Here is a 6,261-nt window from a genome sequence, read left to right as displayed (position 1 = left end):
CCCCCCCCCCCCCCCCCCCCCCCCCCCCCCCCCCCACGCCGAGGTATCACAACCCTCTCTGAGGTGGAGGGGTGTCGGTGCCACCGAGGTAATCATCGAGCCGCGGAACCGGGGCGGCGTCGGAGAGCTTGGTGTTGAGAGGCAGCACGGAGGCTTCAGTGCCCGGCTGGCATTTGGCCCATTGCCGTCAATCGGCAAAGGTTAGGCCATGCTCGGCCAGCGCGGTGGCCAGGATGCTGACCGCCTTCGGCCCGACCCCGTGCAGGGACAGTAGGTCGCTGCGGCTGTGGGCGGCCACTTGCGCAAGCGTCGTTATGCCGGCTTCGAGCAAGGCGCCGTTAGCTGGTCGCCCGATCGGCGGCAGGTCACCGATCTGCGCGGGCACATCGCGAGTACTCACGCCATCACGATAGTTCAGTCGGGTCCACCGATCCGCGAACCCGACATCACCACGCCTCGTCACGAGCATGGTGCCCCGACCGGCGGCATGAGCGTGCACCGGATCTGCGCGCCGCTCTCTCATGCAGCTCGTGAGCCGGACCGACAGGTCCAAGCTCGACCTGTACGGCAGGGACGTCCAGGTTCAGGGCGCCGCGGAGGCCAGGCGTCGCGGTGGCAGTATCTAATGATCCCGGCCGTCAGTTTTCTGGCGGCGTTCTCGCGCGGGTGGTTCAGGCTACGAGCAGGCGGAGGCCGAGCTCTGCGCCCCGCGCAGCGACCCGTGGCTGGGCGGCCCGCGCTGCGCGACGCGTTGTCGGCGCCGGAACCAGCCGGCGACGTCTCGGACACCGCGTCAACCGAAGTGCCGGCGTCAACGGCAGTGCCCGGCTCGACCGCGGCCGGTGTGGCCGCAGGGGGGCGCGGCTGCGGGGATGCGCCACCGCTGACCGATCGCGGGATGAACGCTTCGGCGGCGGCCGGTACGCGTCACCGGCCCGGCTTCGCTCCTTGACGACCACAGGGGCGACGGCCGGCCCGGACGCGTCAGCCGCCGCTGCCGGAAGCGAGGTGCCCGTGGTGGCGGTGGCAGCGCGACCGGCGTCGGTGAGCCGCCACAGCGTGGCACCGTCGCCGGTACGCAACCGCTCGGCCTGCCCGGAGCCCTCCCACGCCCGCAGCTTCGATGTGGTGGAGTAGCCCAATCCGGCCTGCTCGGCGACCACGGCAGCGGTGGCGTCGCCGGGCCTTCCGCTATAACAGGGTGGCCTGGCGTCGGTGGTTGACAGCGCGCGAGGGCTCCGTGAGTGGCGCGCGGCGGCGAGCAGCCACATGTCCAGGGACAGCCCGTCGCGGCGGCCGGCCGTAATACCGAAGACGATCCCGGCGAAGATGACGGCAGCGCCGACGATCACCGGCACTGGCACCACGTGCAGCACCCGTCAGGCACCGTAGACAGCGACAGCGACAGCGGCGACGGCAAGGATGGCCAGCTGCCGAAACGTCAGCCCGTAGAGACCTTGTCGGGGGCATCGACGTCGGCGGGAACCCGTGCCCTGCAGGGCCCGTCAGTCAAGGGTTTCTCCGAACTCATTGATGACCATTTACCCCTTCCATTCTCTGAACGGTCAGCGCCTCACCGTGTTGATCACCATGCGCACGTGCACGGGGCTGTGGTTCTTGGGTGAGGTCGATGGGAGGCGTCGGGTCACGGTGCGTCAGGAGTGGACGGATCGTGGTGTGTCACCGCCGTTGGATCGCCTCGCGGTTGATGAGCTGGTCGCCGCGCGGGCGTTGGTGGACGCCATCGGTGCGTCGCGCACAAACGGCGATAGTGGAACAGCGCCCGAACAGGAGCAGGACTGGCGTACGTTGCGCTACCCCCTGCACGGGAGTGGGCGGTACGGGTGCGTCTTCCCGCTCGTACACACCGGGCGGGTGGAGGCGTGGCAGCCCGCCAGCGCCCAAGCGTAGCCAGGGGAATTGGCCTGCGTGGCGACGGTGAGCCTCGCCGGGCACGGCTCGCAGCCATGACTCAACAAACTTGCCCGCCCGGCCCTAATTCACAACAGCACCGTCGGGGGTAAACGGCCACTTTCGCCTCGAGCGGTGAGTCGAGCACGGTGCGGCCTCCGTCGGCCTTGGCCGCGGCCCAGGGACTTCATTCGGCGGCGATTTGAAAAACGTCGCGGCAAAGCGGGCGGGATTGCGCACGCACAACGCCGGCGAGGGCGGGCGGCCAGATTGTTCGGAGAGACCACATGGCGTTCTGCAGGACGGCTGGGCTCAGGTCGCGACAATGAGACAGGTTCGCGGCGGTCACGTCCACAGCGATCTCGTCAAGGGCGCCAGCAAGCTCGCCGGTGATCGCGGTGATGCGGTCTTGGGTACTGGCTAGGCTACTGTCGCGTACCCGCACATACCACGGCTCCCGGCCGTGCAGCCGCTTCATCGCATCGGCGAGGTCGTCGAGCACACGACTGGCCGTGCGCAGCCCGCCGTCGCCCAGCAGCTCCCGATCCCGGACGCTGATGTAACCGCGGTACTGCTCGTGCCTGCGCAAACGACCGCATCGCCCGGTGTACACCTGCCGACGCGCCCTGTCGATCCGGTGGGCGAGGTCGTGTGCCTGCTCGCGGGCGGCGTCCAGTTGTCGGCTGACGTGGTATGTCGTGCCTCGCCCGAGCACGGTGGCCAGCGCACGCATTTCATGCCGCACCGACGCCAGGTCGAGAAGCAGACGGGCTGGGTCATTGCGAGCCAGCACGCACTGAACCCGCCCTGGCAGGCGCTCGGGTATCGACGATGGTGACGGTGCTCCGATGAAGGCGCTGCTGTTGTAGACCGGCTGCATGAAGGGGGGCAGAGGGGACGCGCGCCGCACTTGTTGCTGTCCCCTAGGTGGTCGCATACGCCGCTGCCACCGGCTGCGGTTGTCCGGCTGACTCATCGCGCAAACTCCCTCGGCTCGCAACACGATCGTATCGCCGATCCGAGATTGGTCTCAGGCGATCGGACGGCTGGCATTCGGTCCCTACGTGTCCGCATCCCGACAGCGCGGCCGCACGCTGATCGATGCCCGCCGGTCGGTGGTGGGAACGACCCCGCATTCGTAACACCAGGTGGAGGCGGGGCCAGCACCGGGTGGGATGCGGGACGGCGACGGCGGTGTGGTCGTCGGAGGGCCAGCGACGACAACATCGCCGGTCCGCCGTGGTGAGCGAGGCGGTTGGACTCGTTGGCGCCCGTTGCGCGACCGGGGCAGCAGGGCGCGAAGCCGACTGGCGAGGCGCATCGGTCGTCGCTGGCCCTGACCGCCTTTCGATAGTTCGGGGCAGAGCCACTCGTTGATCGCGACGACGTGGAGGGTGGCCTGGTAGCGCACGGCGAGCTTGTCGGATCTGGTGCCCCAGCTCGGTGGCGTTTGAGCTGGTTGATGCCGCATTCCATGGCGTGACGCTGCCGGTGGACGATGGGGTCGAAGGTCGGTGGCCGGCCGCGGAGCTGGCGACGCGTATGCCCGTGTACGGCGTGACGCTTCTCTGCCCGGTCCGGGGCGTGCCCCGTTGGTCGATGTGGCTAGCATCGCCTCGTGATCGAGGAGTTGATCGGCAAGGTGTCCGTCGGGGACGACGACGCGATCGAGGAGCTGTCCATCATCGCGGATACCGATCCGGGAAGGCTGACGCCGTACCTCGACTCCCTGCTCGAGCGGGACGTGTTGTGGCCGGGGAAGTTGTACCGCGCGGCGGACGCCGACGTGGTCCGCCGGGTCATCGAGCGCATCGACGGCGGCCGGACGCCGGACCGGCTCAACCAGCTGCTGATCATCCTGGCGCACACCGCCCACCCGATGGCCGAGGGCGCCATGCGTCGCTGGTCGACACATCCGCCAGCCGGCGCGGACAAGTTGTACGTCGGCGCGCTGACCTACGCGCGGGAGGGCGGCTGGACGGTCGGCCCGGACGGCCGCCGGCGAGACCTGTGCGGCAGTACCGCGTACCGATGGGTCATGCGTGAGACATCGCGACGCGCGGACGGTTCCACGTGTCCATGGTGCGCGTCGCCGCTGTGGACCGCCGCGGACCTCGACACCACGGACTCCGCCGTCGGCGCCGCGCTGATGCACACGGGCTGGTCCGGCCGGCTGGTGATCGAGACATGTCATTTCTGCGCCTGCTACACGACGCTGTACAGCCAGGTCACGCCGGCAGGTGACACCGTCTGGTGGACCGGCAACACCCGCCCGAGCTACCTCGGTTCCGCCGAGGCGGAGGATCCGCCGGCGCTGGTGCCGGTCCTCGGTGAGGCCCGGCAGAGCCCTTATCAGGCCAGCGCCTGGGATCGGGGCGGCTCGACGCTGGGCGGCCGGCCCGACTGGATCCAGGACGCCGAGCACGCCGACTGCCCTGGCTGCGGACAACCGATGGACTACGTGGGTCTGATCGGCGGCGCGGACCTGAACGACTACGGCGAGGGTGCCTACTATCTGCACCTGCACCAGCCGTGCGGGTTCGCCGCGGTGAACTACCAGCAGAGCTGACCGCCGGGGCGCTGCGTGGTGCACTGCTCGCACGTACACCATGGCACTGCCGCGTGCGAGTCAGATCCAGCCTTTTGTCCTGGCCGACCTGGCCTGGGGTTTCGTCCTCCAAGGGGCAAGGAGATTGGGCGCATGGCGCATCCGGAGGATTCCCCCGAGAGTCAGCCGGGTCGGGAGCCGTCCGGGAGGGGACTGTCCGCGTCTCGGGCCTCCGGCCGTTGGATGGCACGATGCGTGTTGTGAGCTGGCACTTGCTGGTGACGTCCCTGCATGCCGCGGTCGCGGACGGTCGGCTTGGGTGGGCAGCCGGGGTTGAGTCGTCCCTTGGTCTGCCCGAGGAGCCACCGTCGCTCCGTGGGTTGCCGACGGTGGCGCAGGTCCTGTCCGCGTTCAGGGAGGCCGGCTGTCACGGCGTGCCGTGGTTCCAGGTTGCCGGGCATGACCTGACCCGCGTTCTTCCGGGCTGTCCGGATCCGGCCTCATGCGCGGCGATGGGTGGCCTGGACCTGGGCGAGGTCAGCCTGGGCGTCGATGGTGCCGACGGTGATGAGCCAGTGGAGCTGGGCCAGGCTGTGACCGACATCGGGTTCCGAAAGCCGTCCGGCAGTGCGGTGTTGGCCGCAGTGGTGGCGCTGGCGTCGCGGGCCGGGCCGCTGCTGGTGTTCGATGACAGCGGCGAGCAGGTGTTTTTGGTGTCGCCGGGGGAGGATTCGACGCATCTGGCCGCGTATTGGCCGTGGTAGCCACAGCGTAGAGACGCCCTGCTTCCGGCTCACCGGGTCACGGAAGCAGCTCCACCGCCAGGACGTGCCCGGCATCGCCCGCCGCCGGTGGTTCACAGGAGCCCCGCCAACCTTCCGAATGCCGTAGCGGCAGAAGCCGCCCCGCCGCCGCAGACTCAGCGGATCTTGCGAAAGCATTCTGGACTGCCAGGGATCTCATCAAGGCAGCGCCGTCAGGTCCCGTGAACACCGCAAAATCAGATGTCCTCTTCTGCCGCCAAGCGAGCGCGCCGGTCTGGTGGACCGATATCGCTCTTCGTGTACGCGTGCCGGAGACGTTGAAAGACGCATGGTGATGGCGAAGAGCGGGTCAGGTGTTGGCGGGGGGTGGCTGGCAGGCCCGGGCCGGTTCGTGGTGTGGGTCGGGATGCCATCCGAGCTCGACTGACCGGCGGCAGGTGTCCGGGTCGTCGCCGCAACTGACGAACAGGGCGGTGAGCATGGGTGCGCCGTGGTCGAGTGCTTGGTGCGGTAGGGGACCGGTGGCCACCAGGGACACCAGTCCGTGGCCGATGGCCCAGCTCTGGGTGGCCAGGGCCAGGGCGTCGACGTCGTGACGGAACCGTCCGATGTCCTTGGCCCGCTCGATGGTGCGTACCAGGCAGTTCAGCGTTTCGTCTGCGGCTGCGGGGTCTTCCAGGTCGAAGCCGGCGTCGAACATGACCCGGTAGAGGTCGGGGTTGACCAGGGCGTTGGACAGGTATGCGGCACCTAGGGCGGCAAGGTCTCGTACCGGGTCTGCTGAGAGCGGGACCGTCTCGAGCTTGGCGGCCAAGCGGGTGAACCCCTCCTGACGCATCGCCTGCCACAAGCCGTTCATCCCGCCGAAGTAGGTGTAGACAGCCATCGTCGACACGCCGGTACCCGCGACGATCGAGCGCAGGGTGACTGGCTCCCGGGCTCGCAGCATCTGCGCGGCCCGCTCGATCAGGCGGGTGCGGACCGCGGGGTCTTTTGTTCTGACCATGGCGCCACAATACATAGCAATGCTATGTTTAG

At 68.9% G+C, this 6,261-nt stretch carries 5 protein-coding genes and 1 pseudogene; 2 read left to right on the top strand and 4 right to left on the bottom strand.

The features are described 5' to 3' along the window. Nucleotides 1-187 precede the first annotated feature (187 nt). From ACSNOB_RS05130 to ACSNOB_RS05120, 3 genes and pseudogenes are all read right to left on the bottom strand, one after another. Nucleotides 188-400 (bottom strand): helix-hairpin-helix domain-containing protein, encoded by a 213-nt coding sequence (locus ACSNOB_RS05130; protein WP_436685399.1) that lies wholly within the window; start codon nt 398-400, stop codon nt 188-190. 811 nt (nt 401-1,211) lie between these two features. Further along, nucleotides 1,212-1,531 (bottom strand): annotated as a pseudogene (locus ACSNOB_RS05125) (PrgI family protein); the annotation flags it as partial. Nucleotides 1,532-2,098: 567 nt separating this feature from the next. Continuing rightward, nucleotides 2,099-2,791 carry a hypothetical protein gene (locus ACSNOB_RS05120; protein ID WP_436685397.1) on the bottom strand — a complete coding sequence of 231 codons (693 nt, stop codon included), beginning with the start codon at nt 2,789-2,791 and terminating at the stop codon, nt 2,099-2,101. Nucleotides 2,792-3,529: 738 nt separating this feature from the next. Between ACSNOB_RS05120 and ACSNOB_RS05115 the strand changes: the two genes are divergently transcribed. After that, nucleotides 3,530-4,480 (top strand): hypothetical protein, encoded by a 951-nt coding sequence (locus ACSNOB_RS05115; RefSeq protein WP_436685396.1) that lies wholly within the window; start codon nt 3,530-3,532, stop codon nt 4,478-4,480. Nucleotides 4,481-4,848: 368 nt separating this feature from the next. Further along, a complete protein-coding gene (locus ACSNOB_RS05110) occupies nt 4,849-5,223 on the top strand; it encodes a hypothetical protein (protein ID WP_436685395.1) in 375 nt (124 codons plus the stop codon). Between the two features lie 349 nt (nt 5,224-5,572). On the opposite strand, the gene ACSNOB_RS05105 is transcribed toward ACSNOB_RS05110, so the two are convergent. Further along, entirely contained in the window at nt 5,573-6,229 is a 657-nt protein-coding gene (locus ACSNOB_RS05105; RefSeq protein WP_436685393.1) for a TetR/AcrR family transcriptional regulator, read from the bottom strand. Nucleotides 6,230-6,261: the final 32 nt, after the last annotated feature.

Origin of the sequence: Micromonospora sp. URMC 106, from assembly GCF_051386395.1 — a bacterium.
Classification (GTDB): domain Bacteria; phylum Actinomycetota; class Actinomycetes; order Mycobacteriales; family Micromonosporaceae; genus Micromonospora.
The sequence above is the reverse complement of the archived record's forward strand: the minus strand, read 5'-3'. Positions and strand labels throughout refer to the sequence as shown.

What these genes read in the sequence shown, in the direction of transcription:
- ACSNOB_RS05120 (WP_436685397.1), bottom strand. Translation starts at nt 2,791, where the DNA reads ATGCAGCCGGTCTACAACAGCAGCGCCTTCATCGGAGCACCGTCACCA.
- ACSNOB_RS05105 (WP_436685393.1), bottom strand. Translation starts at nt 6,229, where the DNA reads ATGGTCAGAACAAAAGACCCCGCGGTCCGCACCCGCCTGATCGAGCGG.